25 protein-coding genes and 1 tRNA gene are annotated in these 18,422 nt (G+C 70.1%); 21 read left to right on the top strand and 5 right to left on the bottom strand.

What is annotated here, in order from left to right; genetic code table 11:
• Nucleotides 1-3: 3 nt before the first annotated feature.
• A complete protein-coding gene (locus ND450_RS23150; RefSeq protein ID WP_253320828.1) occupies nucleotides 4-1,092 on the bottom strand; it encodes a phytase in 1,089 nt (362 codons plus the stop codon).
• A 54-nt stretch (nucleotides 1,093-1,146) separates the two neighbouring features.
• Here ND450_RS23150 and pnuC point away from each other — a divergent pair, with 54 nt between their 5' ends.
• Genes pnuC through ND450_RS23135 form a run of 3 tightly spaced genes read left to right on the top strand, consistent with a single transcriptional unit; the run spans nucleotide 1,147 to nucleotide 3,711 of the window.
• Complete coding sequence (gene pnuC / locus ND450_RS23145) at nucleotides 1,147-1,770, top strand: nicotinamide riboside transporter PnuC (RefSeq protein WP_253320827.1); 624 nt, start codon at nucleotides 1,147-1,149, stop codon at nucleotides 1,768-1,770.
• On the top strand, nucleotides 1,767-2,936 hold the full coding sequence (locus ND450_RS23140; protein WP_253320826.1) for a M14 family zinc carboxypeptidase: 1,170 nt from the start codon (nucleotides 1,767-1,769) through the stop codon (nucleotides 2,934-2,936). The genes pnuC and ND450_RS23140 overlap by 4 nt, the downstream gene beginning before the upstream one ends.
• Before the next feature lie 22 nt (nucleotides 2,937-2,958).
• Nucleotides 2,959-3,711: a GNAT family N-acetyltransferase gene (locus ND450_RS23135; protein ID WP_253320825.1), complete on the top strand. Its 753-nt coding sequence runs from the start codon at nucleotides 2,959-2,961 to the stop codon at nucleotides 3,709-3,711.
• A gap of 46 nt (nucleotides 3,712-3,757) precedes the next feature.
• On the opposite strand, the gene aceE is transcribed toward ND450_RS23135, so the two are convergent.
• The gene (aceE, locus tag ND450_RS23130) at nucleotides 3,758-6,517 is read right to left on the bottom strand and encodes a pyruvate dehydrogenase (acetyl-transferring), homodimeric type (RefSeq protein WP_253320824.1); all 2,760 of its coding nucleotides are present in this window, start codon (nucleotides 6,515-6,517) and stop codon (nucleotides 3,758-3,760) included.
• 320 nt (nucleotides 6,518-6,837) lie between these two features.
• Here aceE and ND450_RS23125 point away from each other — a divergent pair, with 320 nt between their 5' ends.
• The 3 genes from ND450_RS23125 (at nucleotide 6,838) to ND450_RS23115 (ending at nucleotide 7,917) form a co-directional block, all read left to right on the top strand.
• Nucleotides 6,838-7,269, top strand: coding sequence for a DUF3052 domain-containing protein (locus ND450_RS23125; protein WP_253320823.1), 432 nt, complete (start codon nucleotides 6,838-6,840; stop codon nucleotides 7,267-7,269).
• A gap of 71 nt (nucleotides 7,270-7,340) precedes the next feature.
• Complete coding sequence (locus ND450_RS23120) at nucleotides 7,341-7,805, top strand: peroxiredoxin (RefSeq protein WP_089922419.1); 465 nt, start codon at nucleotides 7,341-7,343, stop codon at nucleotides 7,803-7,805.
• Nucleotides 7,806-7,842: 37 nt separating this feature from the next.
• Nucleotides 7,843-7,917 (top strand) — tRNA-Val (locus ND450_RS23115).
• A 9-nt stretch (nucleotides 7,918-7,926) separates the two neighbouring features.
• On the opposite strand, the gene ND450_RS23110 is transcribed toward ND450_RS23115, so the two are convergent.
• Nucleotides 7,927-8,397 carry a GNAT family N-acetyltransferase gene (locus ND450_RS23110; protein ID WP_253320822.1) on the bottom strand — a complete coding sequence of 157 codons (471 nt, stop codon included), beginning with the start codon at nucleotides 8,395-8,397 and terminating at the stop codon, nucleotides 7,927-7,929.
• A gap of 105 nt (nucleotides 8,398-8,502) precedes the next feature.
• On the opposite strand from ND450_RS23110, the gene ND450_RS23105 reads away from it, so the two are divergent.
• The 6 genes from ND450_RS23105 to ND450_RS23080 all read left to right on the top strand — a co-directional run bounded on the left by ND450_RS23105 (nucleotide 8,503) and on the right by ND450_RS23080 (nucleotide 12,953).
• Nucleotides 8,503-9,354: a hypothetical protein gene (locus ND450_RS23105; RefSeq protein ID WP_253320821.1), complete on the top strand. Its 852-nt coding sequence runs from the start codon at nucleotides 8,503-8,505 to the stop codon at nucleotides 9,352-9,354.
• A gap of 71 nt (nucleotides 9,355-9,425) precedes the next feature.
• Nucleotides 9,426-9,788 (top strand): hypothetical protein, encoded by a 363-nt coding sequence (locus tag ND450_RS23100; protein WP_253320820.1) that lies wholly within the window; start codon nucleotides 9,426-9,428, stop codon nucleotides 9,786-9,788.
• 50 nt (nucleotides 9,789-9,838) lie between these two features.
• Complete coding sequence (locus tag ND450_RS23095) at nucleotides 9,839-11,041, top strand: cytochrome P450 (protein ID WP_253320819.1); 1,203 nt, start codon at nucleotides 9,839-9,841, stop codon at nucleotides 11,039-11,041.
• A gap of 13 nt (nucleotides 11,042-11,054) precedes the next feature.
• A complete protein-coding gene (locus ND450_RS23090; RefSeq protein WP_253320818.1) occupies nucleotides 11,055-11,558 on the top strand; it encodes a GNAT family N-acetyltransferase in 504 nt (167 codons plus the stop codon).
• A 65-nt stretch (nucleotides 11,559-11,623) separates the two neighbouring features.
• Complete coding sequence (locus ND450_RS23085) at nucleotides 11,624-11,917, top strand: hypothetical protein (protein WP_089922425.1); 294 nt, start codon at nucleotides 11,624-11,626, stop codon at nucleotides 11,915-11,917.
• A gap of 10 nt (nucleotides 11,918-11,927) precedes the next feature.
• Nucleotides 11,928-12,953 carry a trans-acting enoyl reductase family protein gene (locus ND450_RS23080; protein ID WP_253320817.1) on the top strand — a complete coding sequence of 342 codons (1,026 nt, stop codon included), beginning with the start codon at nucleotides 11,928-11,930 and terminating at the stop codon, nucleotides 12,951-12,953.
• A gap of 105 nt (nucleotides 12,954-13,058) precedes the next feature.
• Here the strand turns inward: ND450_RS23080 and ND450_RS23075 are convergent, their stop codons facing one another.
• Nucleotides 13,059-13,265: a CsbD family protein gene (locus ND450_RS23075; protein ID WP_089922531.1), complete on the bottom strand. Its 207-nt coding sequence runs from the start codon at nucleotides 13,263-13,265 to the stop codon at nucleotides 13,059-13,061.
• A gap of 199 nt (nucleotides 13,266-13,464) precedes the next feature.
• Between ND450_RS23075 and ND450_RS23070 the strand changes: the two genes are divergently transcribed.
• Genes ND450_RS23070 through ND450_RS23030 form a run of 9 tightly spaced genes read left to right on the top strand, consistent with a single transcriptional unit; the run spans nucleotide 13,465 to nucleotide 17,329 of the window.
• Nucleotides 13,465-14,022, top strand: a complete 558-nt coding sequence (locus ND450_RS23070) for an RNA polymerase sigma factor (RefSeq protein WP_089922532.1) — start codon at nucleotides 13,465-13,467, stop codon at nucleotides 14,020-14,022.
• Nucleotides 14,013-14,555 carry an Asp23/Gls24 family envelope stress response protein gene (locus ND450_RS23065; protein ID WP_253320816.1) on the top strand — a complete coding sequence of 181 codons (543 nt, stop codon included), beginning with the start codon at nucleotides 14,013-14,015 and terminating at the stop codon, nucleotides 14,553-14,555. Before ND450_RS23070 ends, ND450_RS23065 begins: the two co-directional genes overlap by 10 nt.
• A gap of 4 nt (nucleotides 14,556-14,559) precedes the next feature.
• On the top strand, nucleotides 14,560-14,907 hold the full coding sequence (locus ND450_RS23060; protein ID WP_253320815.1) for an Asp23/Gls24 family envelope stress response protein: 348 nt from the start codon (nucleotides 14,560-14,562) through the stop codon (nucleotides 14,905-14,907).
• Entirely contained in the window at nucleotides 14,901-15,200 is a 300-nt protein-coding gene (locus tag ND450_RS23055; RefSeq protein ID WP_253320814.1) for a hypothetical protein, read from the top strand. Before ND450_RS23060 ends, ND450_RS23055 begins: the two co-directional genes overlap by 7 nt.
• Nucleotides 15,201-15,257: 57 nt before the next feature.
• A complete protein-coding gene (locus ND450_RS23050; protein WP_089922429.1) occupies nucleotides 15,258-15,701 on the top strand; it encodes an Asp23/Gls24 family envelope stress response protein in 444 nt (147 codons plus the stop codon).
• 11 nt (nucleotides 15,702-15,712) lie between these two features.
• Nucleotides 15,713-15,889 (top strand): hypothetical protein, encoded by a 177-nt coding sequence (locus ND450_RS23045; RefSeq protein ID WP_089922533.1) that lies wholly within the window; start codon nucleotides 15,713-15,715, stop codon nucleotides 15,887-15,889.
• A 2-nt stretch (nucleotides 15,890-15,891) separates the two neighbouring features.
• Nucleotides 15,892-16,278 (top strand): Asp23/Gls24 family envelope stress response protein, encoded by a 387-nt coding sequence (locus ND450_RS23040; protein ID WP_253320813.1) that lies wholly within the window; start codon nucleotides 15,892-15,894, stop codon nucleotides 16,276-16,278.
• A complete protein-coding gene (locus ND450_RS23035) occupies nucleotides 16,275-16,793 on the top strand; it encodes a DUF6286 domain-containing protein (protein WP_253320812.1) in 519 nt (172 codons plus the stop codon). The genes ND450_RS23040 and ND450_RS23035 overlap by 4 nt, the downstream gene beginning before the upstream one ends.
• Nucleotides 16,790-17,329: an alkaline shock response membrane anchor protein AmaP gene (locus tag ND450_RS23030; RefSeq protein WP_253320811.1), complete on the top strand. Its 540-nt coding sequence runs from the start codon at nucleotides 16,790-16,792 to the stop codon at nucleotides 17,327-17,329. Before ND450_RS23035 ends, ND450_RS23030 begins: the two co-directional genes overlap by 4 nt.
• 51 nt (nucleotides 17,330-17,380) lie before the next feature.
• On the opposite strand, the gene lipA is transcribed toward ND450_RS23030, so the two are convergent.
• Nucleotides 17,381-18,382: a lipoyl synthase gene (gene lipA / locus ND450_RS23025; protein WP_089922431.1), complete on the bottom strand. Its 1,002-nt coding sequence runs from the start codon at nucleotides 18,380-18,382 to the stop codon at nucleotides 17,381-17,383.
• Nucleotides 18,383-18,422: the final 40 nt, after the last annotated feature.

Here is an 18,422-nt window from a genome sequence, read left to right as displayed (position 1 = left end):
AGACTAGAACCTGATGAACGCGAACCCGGTGCCGTTGGGGCGTTCGCCGTCGTGCACGACCAGGAGGTTGAGCTTGCCGAGCACGATGTCGGCGCCGTCGGAGTGCTCGACGTCCTTGACCCTGAAATCCCTGAGCGGCTTCATGTCGGCCTTGCGGTAGGCCACGAACCGGGAGTCGCCCTGGCTGGAGGCGAGCAGCACGTCGTCCGCGATCGTGAGGCCCTCGGCGTCGGCTTCGAGCCACTGGCCGCCGAAACCGGGGTCGGGACCGTCGGGCACGCACTCCTCGGTCTCGGGGTCGTACTTCTGCGGGGCACCCCAGGAGCGGACCTTGTCGACGAGCTGCGGCTGGCCGAAACCGTTCGCGCGCAACGGGATGCGCCAGATGCCGACGTCCTCCTGTGCGGCGTACAGGGTGTTCGTCCTCTCGTCGATCACCATGCCCTCGACCTGCGGGCCCTCGCCGGGCTCACCGCAGACGGTCCACTGCTCGCCGTTCGGCAGGGTGAAGGTGCTCGGGAGGTCCAGAGTGGACACCTTCCTGGTGTCGTAGGTCCTGCCCTTCTGCACCTGGAGGAGCGCGATGCTGGTCTTGTTGCGGCGGCTGGTGACGACGACGTCCCTGCCGCCCACCTTGCCGGCGGCGAGGCCGTAGACGGTGTGCTGGTCGTCGACCTCTGCCTCGGTCTGGGAGAACACCGGCCTGGTCGCCGGGTCCGTGACGTCGCGAGCACCGCGTTCGTCCACTTGGAACACCCGGATGCGGTCGCGGCCGCGGTCGCTCACGAACGCCAGGTCACCGAGGACGTCGACGTTGTTGAAGCGGCCGGGCTTGGCGTCCGGGGTCGGTGGCGCGGGTGCCGGGTACACGCCGATCGTGCGGCCGTTCAGGTCGAACGCCGCCAGGCCGCCTTCCTTGAGCGTGCCCAGGACCACACTGCGTTCGGTGTCGCGCGGGTTCACCCAGATGGCCGGGTCGTCCGCGTCGGCGGGCTCCTCGAACGTCTGCGTGATCACCGTGGGTGTGATGACGGGCGTCGCGGGAGTGGTGAGGAACAAAGGCACGAGCGCGAGTGCTAAGGAAGATGACATGGTGGGACCGTAGGAAACACCGGTGTACTGCGACTGAACCGCGGGGGAACAACCGTGTGGTACGAGCTGGGATTGACGATCTTCGGGCAGAAGATCGCGTACACGGAGCTGGTCGGGCAGGTGCTCGCGCTCGCGGTGGTGTTCCTCGCGCAGCGCCGTTCACTCTTGACCTGGCCCGTTCAGCTGGTGTCGGTCGCCCTGCTGTTCACCGTCTACATGTCGGCGCACCTGGGCGGACTCGCGACGCGGCAGGTGGCCGTCGGCGCGATCGCCGTCTACGGCTGGTACGCGTGGGTGCGGCGCCGTGACCCGGTCTTCGGCGTGGTGGTGCGCAAGGGCTCCTGGCGCGAACGGCTCGCGGTCGCCGGCGTCTTCGTCGTCGGCACAGTCGCGTTCGCGCTGGTCCTCGACGCGCTGGACGCCTCGTGGGCGCCGTGGCCGGACGCCGCGATCTTCGTCGGCACGGTCCTCGCCTTCGCGCTGCAGGGCCTCGGCCTGGTGGAGTTCTGGCTGGTGTGGCTGGTGGTCGACGCCGTCGGCGTGCCGCTGCAGATCCAGTCGGGCCTGTACTTCAGCGCGTTCGTCTACGTGATCTTCGCGGGCCTGGTGGTCCACGGCTTCATCGACTGGAACCGCACCGCCCGCCGGTTGACACAGGCGGCAAAGTCTCCTCTATGAGGGGACTGTTGATCGCTCTGCTGACCGCTGTCTCGTCGCTGGTAGCCGTTCCCGCGCACGCTGCTCCCGAGCCGCGCACCGGGTTCGAGCTCACCGGCCAGTGGACCACCGAGTCCGGGGAACAGGCCTACCTGCGGGCCACCGGCCTGCCTGTCTCCCAGATCGGGACGACCGCCCAAGGCCGTCCCATCCAGCTCGTGCGCGCGGGCTCCCGCAACGCGCGCACGGTGGTTCTCTTCATCTGCTCCCAGCACGGCGACGAACCCGCGGGCCGCGAGGCGTGCCTGATCCGCATGCGCTCCCTGCCGCGCTCGTCCGACGTGACGTACCTCTTCGTCCCGAACGCCAACCCGGACGGCCGCGCCGCCGACACCCGCGGCAACTCCGCGGGCATCGACATCAACCGCGACCACCTGCTGCTGCGCACCGCCGAGGCCCGCGCGATGGCCGCCGTGATCCGCGACTGGCAGCCCGACGTCATCCACGACCTGCACGAGTTCGGTCCCTCCGAGCCGTTCTACGTGAAGGACGTGCTGTGGCTGTGGCCGCGCAACCTCAACGTGGCTCCCGGGGTGCACGACCTGTCCGAGACGCTGTCGCGCTCGTTCGTGAGGCCGTCGGTGGAGGCGGCGGGCCGCACGTCCGGCGTCTACGGCATCTTGATCGACCCGGAGACCGGCGAGCCGGCCGGGCAGATCGCGGGCGACGGTCAGGAACGCATCCTGCGCAACACCGGTGGCCTGAAGCACGGCATGGGGCTGCTGGTGGAGACCAACGTCGACAACGCGCCCCGCTTCCGCGTCGACTCGCACCTGCTGGCGTTGGACGGCACCCAGTCGTTCGTGCGCGCGAACCGCTCGGCCATCGAGGCCGCCAACGCCGCCTCCCGTGCCGTGCGGACCGGGCCGGTCTACTTCGGCGGCGCGGACAACCAGGCGCCGGATCCCGCCGATGTCGTGCCCGCGCCGTGCGGGTACGTGCTGACCGGAGCCCAGTACGTGGGCGTGCAGGACGAACTGGCGTTGCACGGGGTGGCTTCCCAGTACCTGCGCGGTGGTGACCGGATCGTGCCGTTGAAGCAGGACGCGCGGCCGTTGGTGCCGTTGCTGCTCGACGCGCGTGCGGATGGACCGCTCGTCGCGGGTCAGCCCGTCGCGCAGTGCTAGAACGGCGTGGTCGGATGGCGGCGTGATCGACCTGACCGCCCGGATGGAACGCAACCTCGCCGAGCACGCGTGCCACCTGCACCGCCACCTGCCCGGCGCGACCGTCACCGAGACGGATGACCTGCTCATCGCGGACAGCGGGCTGCCCGACGACACGTTCAACGTCGTCGCGGCGGCCCGCCCCACCGCCGACGTGGCCGGGGCGGTGCGCACCATCCGTGCCACCGGCCGCCCGTTCTCGTGGTGGGCCGGTCCTGACTCCGACGGCCTGGGGGAGCGGCTGCTCGCCGCCGGGCTCAGCCCGTCGGAGACGGAGACCGGCATGTGGCTCGACCTCGGCGGGCCGCTGCCCGAGGTGTCCGGTCTCGACGTCCAAGCGGTGCGAACGCCGGAGCAGCTCGCCGACTACGCCGAGGTCCTCGCCGCGAACTGGGACCCGCCCGCAGCTACCGTTCGCCGCTTCTACGCCGATGCCGCCACGCACGCACTGACCAGTTCGGCGCGTTACCTCGTCGGGTACGTGGACGGCCGTGCGGTGTGCACGGCGGAGGTGTTCCTCCACGCCGGGGTCGCCGGGATCTACAACATCGCGACCCTCACGGATGCCCGTCGGCGTGGCTATGGCGGTGCGATCACGGCGGCCGCGTTGTGCACCGCACGTGCCGAGGGGTACCGCATTGCCGTCCTGCAGGCCTCTGAGGACGGCGAGAGGGTCTACCGGCGTCTCGGGTTCACCGTGGCCGGTCAGTTCACCGAGTACGCCCTCAGGGCGTGAAAAAGGGCCGCCCCGATCCGGGACGGCCCTTCCCCCGAGCTGCTGACTACGCGAGGCCCGCGTCCGAGGTGGACGGGCCGGCGGCCTGCACGTCGTCGATGCGGTACTTGCGGGCTGCTTCGACGACCTTCGACTGCTCGACCTCGCCGCGGCGGGCCAGGGAGGCCAGCGTGGCGACGACGACGGACTCCGCGTCCACCAGGAAGTGGCGGCGCGCGGCCGGGCGGGTGTCGGAGAAGCCGAAGCCGTCCGTGCCCAGGGTCGTCATGTCGGTCGGGACGTACGGGCGGATCAGGTCCGGGATCGCCGACGCCCAGTCGGACACGGCGACGACCGGGCCCTCGACGTCCTTGAGGACCTGCGTCACGTACGGCACGCGCGGCTCGGCGTCCGGGTGCAGCAGGTTGTGGCGGTCGGTCTCGACGGCGTCGCGGCGCAGCTCCGAGTACGACGTGGCGGACCACACGTCCGCGGAGACGCCCCACTCGTCGGCCAGCATCTGCTGGGCCTTGAGCGCCCACGGGAGGCCCACACCGCTGCCGAGCAGCTGAGCACGCGGGCCACCGGTCCGCGGGCCCTCCTGGTAGCGGTAGAGGCCCCGCAGGAGGCCTTCCACGTCCAGGCCCTCGGGCTCGGCCGGCTGCACGTACGGCTCGTTGTAGACCGTCATGTAGTAGAAGATGTTCTCGGCGTTCTCGCCGTACATCCTGCGCAGACCGTCCTTGACGATGTGCGCCACCTCGAACGACCACGCCGGGTCGTACGCGATCACGGCCGGGTTCGTGTGCGCCAGCAGGATCGAGTGGCCGTCGGCGTGCTGCAGGCCCTCACCGGTCAGCGTGGTGCGGCCCGCGGTGGCACCCAGCACGAAGCCGCGCGCCATCTGGTCCGCCGCCGCCCACAGGCCGTCACCCGTGCGCTGGAAGCCGAACATCGAGTAGAAGATGTAGATCGGGATCATCGGCTCGCCCTGCGTGGCGTAGGACGTGCCGACCGCCGTGAACGACGCCGTGGAACCCGCCTCGTTGATGCCCTCGTGCAGGATCTGGCCCTGCTCGGACTCCTTGTAGGCGAGCATCAGGTTGGCGTCCACCGAGGTGTACGCCTGGCCGTTCGGGTTGTAGATCTTCTGCGTCGGGAACATGGAGTCCATGCCGAACGTTCGTGCCTCGTCCGGGATGATCGGCACGATGCGCGGACCGATCTCCGGGTCCTTCGCGAGGTCGCGGACGAGCCGGACGAACGCCATCGTCGTGGCGACCTCCTGCTTGCCCGAACCGCGGCGCACGCCTTCGTAGACCTTGTCGCCCGGCAGCACGAGCGCCTTGGACTTGGTGCGGCGCTCCGGTACGAACCCGCCCAGCTGGCGACGGCGTTCCTGCATGTACTGGATCTCCGGCGAGTCCTGCCCGGGGTGGTAGTACGGCGGCAGGTACGGGTCGGCCTCGAGCTGCTCGTCCGAGATCGGGATGCGCAGGCTGTCCCGGAAGCCCTTCAGGTCCTCCAGGGTCATCTTCTTCATCTGGTGCGTCGCGTTGCGGGCCGCGAAGTGCGGGCCGAGCGAGTAGCCCTTGATGGTCTTGGCGAGGATCACGGTCGGCTGGCCGACGGTCTCGGTCGCCGCCTTGTAGGCCGCGTAGACCTTGCGGTAGTCGTGGCCGCCGCGCTTGAGGTTCCACACCTCGTCGTCGCTCATCGCGTCGACGAGAGCCTTCGTGCGCGGGTCACGGCCGAAGAAGTGCTCCTTGACGTACGCGCCGTCGTTCGCCTTGTACGTCTGGTAGTCGCCGTCCGGCGTGCTGTTCATCAGGTTGACGAGCGCGCCGTCGCGGTCCGCGTGCAGCAGCGCGTCCCACTCGCGGCCCCAGACGACCTTGATGACGTTCCAGCCGGCGCCGCGGAAGAACGACTCCAGCTCCTGGATGATCTTGCCGTTGCCGCGGACCGGGCCGTCGAGGCGCTGCAGGTTGCAGTTGACCACGAACGTCAGGTTGTCGAGCTGCTCGTTCGCGGCGAGCTGCAGCAGGCCGCGCGACTCCGGCTCGTCCATCTCGCCGTCGCCGAGGAACGCCCACACGTGCTGGTCGGACGTGTCCTTGATGCCGCGGTCGCGCAGGTAGCGGTTGAACCGCGCCTGGTAGATCGCGTTCATCGGGCCGATGCCCATGGAGACCGTGGGGAACTCCCAGAAGTCCGGCATGAGGCGCGGGTGCGGGTACGACGGCAGGCCGCCGCCCAGACCGGCGTGCGAGTACTCCTGGCGGAAGCCGTCGAGCTGGTGCTCGGACAGCCGGCCCTCGAGGAACGCGCGGGCGTAGACACCGGGCGAGGCGTGACCCTGGATGAAGATCTGGTCGCCACCGCCGGGGTGGTTCTTGCCGCGGAAGAAGTGGTTGAAGCCGACCTCGTAGAGCGACGCGCTGGACGCGTACGTCGAGATGTGGCCACCGACACCCACACCGGGTCGCTGCGCGCGGTGCACCGTCATCGCGGCGTTCCAGCGGATCCACGCACGGTAACGACGCTCCACCTCCTCGTCACCGGGGAACCACGGCTCCCGCTCGGTGGGGATGGTGTTGACGTAGTCGGTGCTCGTCAGCGACGGCACGCCGACGTGGTTCTCACCAGCGCGTTCGAGCAGCCGCAACATCAGGTAGCGCGCCCGCTGCTGCCCGCCGCCCTTGAGCACCTCGTCGAACGACTCCAGCCATTCCGAGGTCTCCTCCGGGTCGATGTCCGGCAGGTGGGCTGCCAGACCGTCGCGAATGACACGCACCCGCTCGGGGCCGGTGTTCTGCGGGCTCAAGGTGTCTCCTCGGCTTCGTTGGCGGTACACGCGCTGGCCCGGAAGACCGTGCCACGCGCTCCTATCGTTGTCCTTGCGTGGCGACTTCGTCATCGCTACCGGTCGGTAGTTCTGGATCGTGTCGCTCACGCGCGCGCGATAAGAGGTATGTAGAGCATGCGTCATGCCAGTCTAGGGGTCATCACGGGGGTGTGCGTTACGGCGTGTCACGTGGTCAACAGTTGCGCCGGAGGTAGCTGACAGTGTTCGCTAGCCCGAGTAACGGACTTCAGCGGCAGTCTTAGGGCTGTCGCTCTTGCGTAGTTGGAGGAGTGAAAACCGTGGTCGCCGCGGAAGACGCCGGCAAGCTCGGCGTCGCCGACAAGCTCGGGATCGAATCAGGCATGGTCGTCCAGGAACTCGGCTGGGACGAGGACGTCGACGACAACCTCCGTGCCGCTGTCGAGGAGCGAATCGGGGGCGACCTCCTCGACGAGGAAGCCGACGAGACGGTGAGCGTCGTCCTGCTCTGGTGGCGGGAGGACGACGGCGACCTGGTCGACGCCCTGCTCGAGGCCACCGGGGTGCTCGCAGAGGACGGCGTGATCTGGGTTCTCACCCCGAAGACCGGCCGCCCCGGCCACGTGGAGCCTTCGGACGTCGCCGAGGCCGTGCCCACCGCCGGCCTGTCGCAGACCTCCAACATCAGCGTCGCCGACGACTGGGCGGGCATCCGCCTGGTGTGGCCGAAGTCCGCCAAGGCCAAGCGCTGACCTGACATAGGGTTGGACCACGGGCGTTCACGCGCCCGTGGGTCCTGTGTCTGGCTGGAGGGGTTCGTCTCATGGCGGTCGAGGTCGGTTCGGAAGCCCCGGACTTCACGCTCAACGACTACAACAAGCAGCCCGTGACGTTGTCGTCGTTCCGCGGCTCTCGTGCCGTGCTGCTGGTGTTCTACCCGTTCGCGTTCAGCGGCACCTGCCACGGCGAGCTGTGCCAGCTGCGCGACGAGATCGCGACCTACGAGGACGAGAACGTCCAGGTCCTCGGCGTGTCCGTCGACTCTCCGTTCGCGCTGAAGGCGTGGGCGAACCAGGAGGGCTACCGGTTCCCGCTGCTGTCCGACTTCTGGCCGCACGGGGCCGTCGCGCAGGCGTACGGGGTGTTCAACTCGTCCGCCGGCATGGCGCTGCGGGGCACGTTCCTGGTGGACGTCGACGGCGTGGTGCGCTTCGCCGAGGTGAACGGGCCCGGTGAGGCCCGCGATCAGGAAGCCTGGAAGAAGGCCGTGGCCTCGCTCAGGGCATGATGTAGTGGTACCCCGCGCGTCTCGTGGCGCCGGGTCGGGGCGTGTAGCTCAGCGGAAGAGCACTCGGTTTACACCCGAGCGGTCGCAGGTTCGATCCCTGTCGCGCCCACCAACCTCCCGGTCAGTCGTCCAGGACGCGGGCGAGGAGCATGGTGGCCGGGCCGAAGCCGGCTCGCTCGTAGAAGGACACCGAGCGTTCGCTCGGCGAGAGGACGATCCGGACGCAGCCCCGTTCGCGGGCGTGTGCGACAGCAGCGTCGAGCAGCATGGTTCCGACGCCGCGGTTGCGGTGAGCGGCGAGTACGAACGCGTTGCCGATGTACGCCCACCGTCCGGCCGGCCGTCCCGGTCGGGGCATCCTCTCGAACAGGGCGAAGTTCATCATGCCGACGGCTTCGCCGGAGAGCTCGGCCACGAACGTCGCCCTGCGTGACGCTTCTACGGCGTACCACTGGGCGAAGTGTTCCTCGAAGTCCTCGTCGTCGAGCGGATGTCCCGCCTGTTCTTCTGACCACGCTCGCCGCAGGGCCGCCAGCACTGCGGCGTCGTGTTCGTCGGCCTGCCGGATCGACACGGTGCGTGGAGACGTCATGATCCGTTGTTCTACACCTGAGCGGTCGCGTGGAATCGCGTAACGCCCTCACGTCGCCGGTCGAAGCAGCAAGGGCGTAGAACCCGCTGCCGCGCAGGAGGTCCGGTGCAGGACAGACCCGAGCAGAGACCGGCGTTCGAGACCACCAACACCGTCGAAGGCGACGTGGGCACCGCCACGCAGGTCGGCACCATCGGTGTCTTCCGCGGCAACACCTTCCTGTTCGACCTCGGGCCGCGGTGGGCCGTGGTGATCGTCGTCTGCCTTCTCGCGGCGGCGACGGCGGTGGCGGTGGTGTTCCTCCAGCGCTCTCCGGCCGAGCCTGCCGAACCGCTGGCCGTCGCCGTCAAGCCCGTCATGGACGGGTGCGACTTCTCCTGGGTGACGCCGAAGTCGCCGGCGGAGCTGGAGGCCGTGTCGGATCCGTCCGTGGGGCGCGAGCAGTGGGCCACGTGGGAGCACAGCAGGGACGGGGCGCAGGCGAGTGAGGCGGTGTTCACCGTCACCGCGCAGGGGCACGAGGCGACCAGCAACGTCGTGGTCACCGGGCTGCGGGTGAAGGTGCTGGAGCGGAAGCCGCCGCTGGCGGGGACGGTTCTGAGCACCCAGTGCGGTGAGCCGGTGTACTCGCACTACGTGGAGGTCGACCTCGATCGCGAGCAACCCGTCGGGTTTCCCGGTGCGCTGGACCCGGACACCGCCGCCGAGTTGTCGGCGCAGGGGTTGCGGGTCGATCCGATCCGGTTCCCGTACAGCATTTCCTCGACTCAGCCCGAGGTGTTCACCGTCGTCGCGCGGACGGCCTCCTGCGACTGCACGTGGGTGATCGAGCTCGACTGGTCGGCCGGTGGCCGGAGCGGGGTGCAGACGGTCCGGCACGACGGGAAGCCGTTCCGCACGACCAGTGCGGCGAACGCGGTCCACTGCTACATGAACGAGTCGTTCTCGTGTTCGTGATCACTGGAACGAATTGAGACGGTGCCGTACCTTGTTCGAGGTTTGCCACCTCCTAAGGACGACGAAGACCCGTGAAGCGCAAGGGCAAGACCGCGAAACCCGTCCCCGCCACCGTCACGCAGGAGCAGGTCAAGCTGCTCGCCCTGGTCGAGCAGGGCGGCGTGCACCGCGGCGCCACGCGCTGGTACCTCGAGCACCGGCCGGCCAAGGAGTGGGACGCGGACGACCTCGAAGTGCTGCGGCACAGGGACTGGATCACCTGGGAGCAGCCGGCGGACCACGGGATGGCGGCGCCCGTCGACATCACGGCGCAGGGGCGTGCGGCGTTGCGGCACCACCTGCCGGAGTGGGTGCTGGGGCGCAAGGCCATCGCCTCGGAGCCGCCCCGGTTGCCCTCGGTCGAGACGATCGGCGCGTTGGACTCGCTGCGTTAGCGCGGTAGAACGGTCTTGGTCGATTCCAAACGACGGAGGCGAAGACCGGCATGTCGAACCTGTTGGCCGGCGGCGATTTGCGCGCTCGTGAGCACCATCTGATCGAGGACGAGGCACGAGAAGAAGGCCCGTTGCACGCCGTGGTGTTGCCCAACGGCGTCAGGATGCAGGTTGTGACGGTGGGACTGGAGCTGACCCGTCAGCTGCTCACGGACCAGCGGCTCTCCAAGGACAGCGCGGCACTGCAGCGCGAGATCAAGCGGCAACTGGCGGAGTCGGGCAGCACACAGGAGAACCTCGCCGGGCTCTTCGGGCCGAGCATGCTCAACAGCGACAACCCGCAGCACGCGCGGCTTCGGGCGCTCGCGGTGAAGGCGTTCAACGGCAGGGCGGTGCAGCAGCTCGCGCCGCGCGTCGAGGAGATGAGCGCCGCGCTGATCGACGCGCTGCCCGAGGGCGAGGAGGTCGACCTCGTCGCGCGGCTCGCCGTGCCGATGCCCATGCACATCATCGGCGAGGTGCTGGGGCTGCCCGCGGGGGATCGCGCGCACGTCCGCGTGTTGATCGAGACGATGATGTCGATGGATCCCGAGGTGTCGCAGCCCGCGAGCGACGAGCTGGGTGCCTACTTCCACGGCCTGCTCACGGGCAACGCGCTGGACCCGCGGTCGTTGTTCGGCGTGGTGACCACCGCTGTCGACGACGACGGCGATCGCCTGAGCCACGACGAGCTGATGGCGATGGCGTTCCTCCTCGTCGTCGCGGGCCACGAGACGTCCGCGAGCCTCATCGCGAACGTGGTGCACGACGCGCTGGACAACGACCTGTGGCGCGCGGCCGCCGACGATCCCGGGTTGGTGCCCCGGCTCGTGGAGGAGACGCTGCGGCACAACCCGCCGGTCCGCAGCGCGACGCACCGGATCACCACCGAGCCGGTCGAGATCGCCGGCACGACGGTTCCCGCGGGCACGCTGCTGCTGATCAACCTCGGCTCCGCCGGACGCTGCCCGCGGGCGCACGAGGACGCCGCCGAGTACCGGCTCGACCGCGGGACCGCGGGCCACGCGACGTTCGGGCACGGCCCGCACTTCTGCCTGGGCTCGGCGCTCGCGCGGCTGGAGACCGAGACCGTGCTGCGGCACCTCACGAGCCGGTTCCCGGGCACGACCCTTGCGGGCGACGAGCAGCCCGAGGTGACGCACAACGACATCATGGCCAGCCTCAAATCGCTTCCGGTCGTCCTCCGCCGGTGACAGGCTGACCTCCGTGGAGATCATCCGAGGGGGACCTGAAGACGTCGACACGGCCGCGTTGATCTGGGCTCACGCGGTCAGCAGGCGGGACGGCTACGAGGCGCCGACGCTCGCAGAGGCGCGGCCGGGGGTGGAGAGCGCTCTCGCGAACGAGCGCCCGTTGCTGCTGATCGCGAGGGAGGGCGGCGAGGCGGTGGGCTTCGTCGCCGGAGGTCCACAAGGGACGGACGCCGCCTTCATCAACTACGTGGGCGTGCACCCCGACGCGTGGGGCAGGGGTGTCGGGGAGGCGATGCTGCGCGCCCTGCCCGGGGTCCTCGCCGAGCTCGGGTACGCGAGGGCGGAGCTGCTGGTCTTCGTCGACAACACACGGGGCGTGCGGCTCTACGAACGCCTCGGGTGGATCAAGGTCGGCGCCCCTGTGCCGCATCCGCGCAACGGCCGACTGGAGCAGCGCTACTCGTTCGCTTCCCCCATTTCGGCTCCTGGGGCGCGGGCCCGTTCGGTGGGGGATTAGGGGATGAACCCCAATGCGGCTGACCAGGGCTATCCCGAAGTCCATTTGAGACGTAACTTTTGCTCATGTCAGTGCGGACGTTCGCCGTCGTGGTCGGTCTCGCGTTCTTGTTCGGTGGGGGTGCGATCCTCTTCGTGTCGCTGGCCGTCGAGGCCCCGAGCGGGTCGTTGATCCCGTGCGGCAACAGCCTCGGGCTCGGCGCCGACGAGCCGGCGGCCTCGGCGGTCAGTCCGGCCTATGTGGACATCTGCGCCGACCTCAGGCAGCGCCGGCTGCTCTGGGGCCTGCCGGTGATCGGGGTGGGCGCCATCCTGCTTCTCGGCTCGCTGATCGGTTCCCGGAGGGCTACTCGCCGGTAGGGTGCACGGCATGACGTGGATGGTCTACGGCGCCAACGGCTACACCGGGCGTCTCATCGCCGAGCTCGCGGTCGAGCGCGGGGAACGGCCGGTCCTCGCCGGGCGCTCGCGCGAGAAGGTCGAGCCGCTCGCCGCCGCTCTGGGACTGGAGCACCGCGCGTTCGATCTGAGCCGGGCACGGGAGCACCTGGAGGACGTCGACGCCGTCGTGCACTGCGCGGGCCCGTTCTCGCAGACCTCCGCCGCCATGGTCGACGCCTGCCTGGGGGCGCGCACGCACTACCTCGACATCACGGGCGAGATCGACGTCTTCGAGTTCGTCGCGTCGAGGGACGCCGATGCGCGCGAGGCGGGCATCGTGCTGTTGCCCGGTGCCGGCTTCGACGTCGTCCCCACGGACTGCGTCGCCGCCATCCTGAAGAACGCCCTGCCGACCGCGACGCACCTCGACCTCGCGTTCGTCGTCGGAGGAGGGGCGAGCGCGGGCACGACCAAGACGTCCGTCGAGGCCGCGGCGGTCGGCGGGCGGATCCGCGTGAACGGCGAGCTGAGGAGCGTGCGCATCGGGCACCGCAGGCGCACCGCGCACTTCCGGTCGGGGCAGCGCGAGGTCGGCAGCATCCCGTGGGGTGACGTCAGCACCGCCTACCGCTCGACCGGCATCCCGAACATCACGACGTTCACCACCGTGCCCGGCCTGCTCGGACAGCTTCAGCAGGTCTTCGCGCCCGTGTTGCGGACGTCGTTCGTGCAGAACCTGGCGATGACCGTCGCCGGCAAGGTCAAGGGCCCGGACGAGCGCAAGCGCGCGAACACCAGGGCCGAGGTCTACGGCGAGGCGTGGGACGCGCAGAAGCGGGTCGAGTGCGCGATCACCACCCCGAACCCCTACAGCCTCACCGCGGACTCGGTGCTCCGTGCCGTGGGGAAGGTGGGAGGCGTGGCACCCGGGGCGCACACGCCGTCGAGCGCGTTCGGTGCCGACTTCGTGCGGGAGCTCGACGGGGTCGTCGTGAGCGAGGTCCGCTTCACGTGAGTGAGAGGTTCTAACGCGCCTCTCGCGTCACGCCAGTTAGACGCTCCAAAGACCTGAGGCCGGAGGCTCCCGCCTCCGGCCTCACGCGCGTTAGAACTTCTAACGTCACTTCTTCAGGTGCTTGGCGACGCTGTCGACGACCCCGCCGACGGCGTCCTTCACCTTCTCCACGCCGTCCTTGACGGCCGCCTTCGCCTGGTCGGCGCGGCCCTCGTTCGCGAGCTGCTGGTCGCCGGTCGCCTCGCCCGCGGTCTCCTTGACCTTGCCGCCGAGGTCCTCCGCCTTGTTGCCGATCTTGTCCGACAGCGACATGTCGTCCTCCTGAGTCGAGTTCCTGAAGCCGAAGTTCGTCTGACGCCTGTTCGATACCCGCCGCCCCACCTTCGTCACGCCACTGTCGGGTGAAAACCGGGTGAGTGTGATCACGAGCGGGAAATCTGGGAACCGCGTGACGTTCCGCGTTCGAACGTGTCCATCAGGCGACCGAGCAGAAGTGGGCGGGGGTGTGCGCATGAGCGTGGCCGAAGCAGCCGCACTCGACGATGCCACGCTGGTGGCAAGGTCTCGCGACGGCGACATGAGGGCGTATGAGCAGCTCGTGCGGCGTTATCAGGGGCCCATGTACCGGCTGGCGTTGCGCATCGTGGGCAGCACCGGTGATGCCGAGGACGCGGTGCAGGACGTGTTCCTGACCGCGTGGCGGCGTCTCGGGCAGTTGAACGACGACGGGGCGTTCCTCGGCTGGCTCTACCGCACCACGACCAACCAGTGCCTGAACGTGCTGCGCAAGCGCAAGCCGCACGCCGACACCGAGCTCGACGAGCACGAGTCGCCGTCGCCGCGGACCCGGCCCGACCGCGCGGTGGAGGTGAACGCGCAGCTCGACGCGCTGCAAGCCGCACTGCGCGGCCTCACGCCGGAACAGCGGGCGTGCTGGGTGCTGCGCGAGGTGCACGGCCGGTCGTACGACGAGATCGCCGAGGCGATCGGTACGACCCAGCAGTCGGTGCGCGGCAGGCTCGCGCGGGCACGGGCACAACTCGCGGAGGTGATGGCGCCGTGGCGGTGACGTCCGACTACGTCCTGCCGTGCGGGCGGGACGTGGAAGAGGTCTGGGAGGCGATCGACCTCTCCGACGAACACACGCGCTCGTGCCCGCACTGCGCGGCGGTCCGGGAGAGCCTCCTGGTGCTGCGCGAAGCGACCGCGGAGATGGTCCAGGAGGAGATCGAGCCGCCGTTCGACCTGGTCAGCAGGGTGATGTCCGCGGTGCGCGCCGACGTGCGGCGCTCGGACGTCGTGCCGTTGCCCGGCGACGGCCTGGCCCGCATCAGCACGAAGGCGATCGCGGCGGTGCTGCGGTACGCGGCGGACGGTGTCCACGGCGTGCGCGCGCGTGGGTGCCGTGTGGTCGAGGCGCCGGAGTCGACGGGCTCGGATCCGGTGATCGAGGTCGAGCTCAGCATCGCGATCACCGCGCTCCTCGTCACGCACGAGGCGTACGACGAGGTGCGGCGCCGGGTGCTGGCCGCCGCGTCCGCGCGGATCGGTGTGCGGCTGGCCCGCCTGGACCTCGTCGTGTCCGACGTTCTCGAGGGATGAGCGAGTGATCGAAACAGTCGTGTCCGCCCCGGCGGTGGCGGCGGTCGCGGTGCACGCGGCCGAGAGAGTGGCGGGCGTGCGCGTGCAGCCCGGTCTGGCCGGTCTGGTGAGTTCCGTGGTGCGGGTGGCGCGGCAGCAGATCAAGGGTCTGCAGCCCGCGCCCGTCGAAGGCGTGCGGGTGCGGTGGACGGGGTCCGTCGCGCTGCTGGAGGTGGACGTGGCGATCTCCGGACTGGACCAGGCCGCGGCCGTGGCCGCCGCCGTGCAGCGGTCCGTGCGCGCGGTCGTGCCCGAACTGACCGGCGTCGAGGTGGAGTCGGTCGTGGTCACGGTGGTGGACGTCGAATGGTGATCGTGGCGGAGTTGTTGAAGGCACTGGAGAAGATCGAGGGACTGCGTCCGTCGACGCCCGCGTCCGCGCCGGCGCGCTCGTGGATCCCTTGGGACGTCGACGCTTTGGCCATCGACGTCGAGGACGACCTGGTGTGCGTTCGCGTGGTCGCCACCAGGCTGCCGTTGTCGCTCGCGGAGGCGGGCGAGTCGCTGCGCGCCGTTCTCGTTGGCACGCAGTGGGAAAAGGCCGTCGTGCGCATCGTGGTGACCGATGTGGACAAACGTGCCCTCGATCACCTGAACGGGGCGTGACGTTTCCGCGCCCACCGGTGTCTATCTGGTGTGAACGCTTCGAAGGAAGGGATTGCGATGAGCACGCAGGCTGTGGAGAAGGTCAACACCGCGAACGGGAAGCTGGTGACCGACAAGGGATCCACCACCATCGCGGACGTCGTCGTGCAGAAGGTCGCCGGTCTCGCGGCGCGGGAGATCCGCGGCGTCCACGCCCTCGGCGGCGGCGCCACCCGTGCGCTGAGCGCGCTGCGCGACCGCATCCCCGGCGCCACCGCGAGCGCGGGCCAGGGCGTCTCGGTCGAGGTCGGCGAGAAGCAGGCCGCCGTCGACCTGGAGCTCGTCGTCGAGTACGGCGTGCCGATCGCCGATCTCGCGAAGTCGGTGCGCACCAACGTGATCACCGCGATCGAGCAGATCACCGGCCTCGAGGTCGTCGAGGTCAACATCAACGTCAACGACGTGCACATCCCGAGCGACTCCGAGGGCGACGAACAGCCCGAAACCGCACGCGTGCAGTGAGGGGCAACGCCATGAGCACCACCGCACTGGGCCTGCTGACCGGGCTCGCGCTCGGCCTGGCCGCCGCGTTCGGGGGCTTCAGCGCGTTCCTGCTCGTGCTCGTCTTCGGCGCGCTCGGCCTGATCGCGGGCCGGGTCGCCGAGGGCAAGCTCGACCTCGCGCAGCTGCTGGGCAGGGATCGGGACTGACCATGACGACACCGCTCGTTGCCGCCCAGCCGGGCTCGGCCGCACCCGTGCCGGCCCAGGGCCTGACGCCACCACGTCGGCCGGACGCGGAGCAGCCCGGCTTGACCACCGTCGCGGACCGCGCGGTGGGCCGCATCGCCGGACGCGCCGCCGTGGAGGTGCCGGACGTGCTCGACTGCGCCGTCACCGCACGGGTGACCGGGGGAGTGGCGACGCTCGACGCGCGCCTCGACCTGCGCTACCCGGCGCCGGTCGCGGCGACCGCCGCGCGGGTGCGCGCGCACCTGGTCGCCAGGGTCGCCGAGCTCACCGGCCTGCGGGTGTCCGTCGTGGACGTGGCGGTCGGCGTGCTGCGGGCGGACGCCGCCCCGGTGAGGAGGGTCCTGTGACCCGCCGCTCTCGCCGGGCGCTGCCCGCCGTGCTCGCCGCACTCGTCCTGCTGGCCGCGTCCGTCCTGGTGGCGGTGTGTGCGATCCAGCTCGCGCTCGGGGAGACACCGCTGCTGTCGTACGAGTCGGTCGCGGGCCGGCTGTCCGGCACGACGTGGTCGGCGCTCGAGGTGGCCGTGGCGGGCGGGGTCGTCGCGGCCGTCGGACTGGTGCTGTTCCTCGTCGCGGTGGTGCCCGGCCGGGCGCGGACCGCGGCACTGGACCAGCACACCGCGGTGTCGGTGCGCGGCCTGCGCAACGCACTGCGGTCCGCCGCCCAGGTCGACGGCGTCGAGTCCGCGGCGGTGAAGGTGCGCCGCCGCCGGGTCCGCGCGGTCGTGCGCACCCGGCGCTCCGTGGTCGACGGGCTCAGCGAGACCGTCCGCACGGCGCTCGAACACCGCGTCGGAGAGTTCGCCCTCGCTCGGCCGCCGCAGGTCGTCGTGAGGGTCAAAGCCCTCAGGAGCACATCGTGAACCGCTTTCTCCTGGGCCTGCTCGGGCTGGTCCTGCTGCTCGCCGGCGCCTTCGCGGTCGTCGTCCACTACGGGCTCGTGCCCCAGGTGGACCGCGACGCCTCGCTGGTGCCCGGCACCGCGCTGCCGCCGGCGTGGGTCCTGTGGGTGGTCGCGGCCGCGGCGGTCGTGATCGCGCTGCTGTGCCTGCGCTGGCTCACCGCCCAGATCCCGCGCCGCAAGGTCGCGACCTGGCGCTGGGCCGAGGAGGCGGGCACCACCCGCCTCAGCACCGCGACGGCCACCGCGCCGTTCACCGAAGAGGTCGGCGCCTACCCCGGTGTGCGCAAGGTCGAAGCCGCGCTGACCGGCTCGCACACCGCTCCGAACCTGGCCCTCGTCGTCCGCGCCCATGGCGACGCCGATCTGCGGGGGATCCGCCGCCGCATAGACGACGAGGGCCTGCCACGCCTGCGCGAGGCGCTCGGCACGCCCGACCTCCAGGCCACCGTGGAGTTCCGGATGACGCCTTCCAAGGCCGAAGCCCGAGTGCACTGACAAAGCAGAAGCCCAGGTCCGAAGACCTGGGCTTCTGTGCTGTCGAGGTGCTTACCGGGGGGCGAGCAGGCTCGTGATCTCCTGCGACGCCGACACCGTCAGCAGGTGCTGGAGGTTCTCCGGGAGGTCCTCGCCGCGCTTCTGCTTCGCCTGCGCGTAGAGGCGGCCGGCGCGGTACGAGGAACGCACCAGCGGGCCCGCCATCACACCGAGGAAGCCGATCTCCTCGGCCGTCTCCTTGTGCTGGACGAACTCCTCGGGCTTCACCCAGCGCTCGACCGGGTGGTGCCGCGGCGACGGGCGCAGGTACTGGGTGATCGTGATGATGTCGCAGCCCGCGTCGTAGAGGTCGGCGAGCGCCTCCGTGACCTCCTCGGGGGTCTCGCCCATGCCGAGGATCAGGTTCGACTTGGTGACCAGGCCGAACTCGCGGGCCTGCGTGATCACGTCGAGGGAGCGCTCGTAGCGGAACGCCGGGCGGATGCGCTTGAAGATCCGCGGGACGGTCTCCAGGTTGTGCGCGAGCACCTCGGGGCGGGACTCGAAGACCTCGGCCAGCTGCTCCGGGACCGCGTTGAAGTCCGGGATCAGCAGCTCGACGCCCGTGCCGGGGTTCATCTCGTGGATCTGGCGGACGGTCTCGGCGTACAGCCAGGCACCGCCGTCGGCCAGGTCGTCGCGGGCGACACCCGTGACCGTGGAGTAGCGCAGGCCCATCGCCTGGACCGACTCGGCGACTCGGCGCGGTTCGTCGCGGTCGAGGTCGGCGGGCTTGCCCGTGTCGATCTGGCAGAAGTCGCAGCGCCGGGTGCACTGCTCGCCGCCGATCAGGAACGTGGCCTCGCGGTCTTCCCAGCACTCGTAGATGTTGGGACAGCCGGCCTCTTCGCAGACCGTGTGGAGGCCTTCGCGTTTGACCAGACCCTTGAGCTCCCGGTATTCGGGGCCCATCTTGGCGCGCGTCTTGATCCAAGACGGCTTCTTCTCGATCGGCGTCTGGCTGTTGCGGACCTCGAGCCGCAGCAGCTTCCGACCCTCAGGTACCACAGTCACGTCCTCACCCTACGCTGCACACCCGCGTGTCCGGGGTCAC

Source organism: Lentzea sp. HUAS12, from assembly GCF_024125735.1.
Classification (GTDB): domain Bacteria; phylum Actinomycetota; class Actinomycetes; order Mycobacteriales; family Pseudonocardiaceae; genus Lentzea; species Lentzea albida.
The sequence above is the reverse complement of the archived record's forward strand: the minus strand, read 5'-3'. Positions and strand labels throughout refer to the sequence as shown.